Origin of the sequence: Nocardioides abyssi, from assembly GCF_030412915.1 — a bacterium.
GTDB classification, from domain to species: domain Bacteria; phylum Actinomycetota; class Actinomycetes; order Propionibacteriales; family Nocardioidaceae; genus Nocardioides; species Nocardioides abyssi.
Genome location: NZ_JAUHJR010000079.1, coordinates 1 through 327 on the forward strand (window position 1 = coordinate 1; position 327 = coordinate 327).

The following is a 327-nucleotide window of genomic DNA, read 5'->3' on the forward strand; positions in this document are numbered from 1 at the left end:
CACCTCGTCGCGCCAGCTCAGGGCCGAGCGCAGGTCCATCCGCATCCGCGGTGTCAGCGGGTGCGGCCGCTGGGTGCCGAAGCCCACGCCGCCCAGGAACCCCACGGGCAGGGCGCAGCGGGCCACCTGCGGGCCCGGCCACGCCCCCAGGGCGCTCCCGGTCGGGGTGGCCCGCCCGAAGGCCTCCACGGCGCGGTAGCCGCCCCGCCCGAGCAGGTCGCGCGCCATCGCCTGCACCAGCACCCGGCCCAGTCCCCCGCCGGCGTGCACCGGGTCGACGTACCCGCTGACCAGCAGCACCGCGTCGGGCGAGACCGGCGACGTCGC

The 327-nt window shown here is 79.2% G+C and carries 1 pseudogene; it reads right to left on the bottom strand.

The features are described from left to right. Positions 1-327, bottom strand: a pseudogene (locus QWY29_RS19980) (GNAT family N-acetyltransferase); the annotation flags it as partial.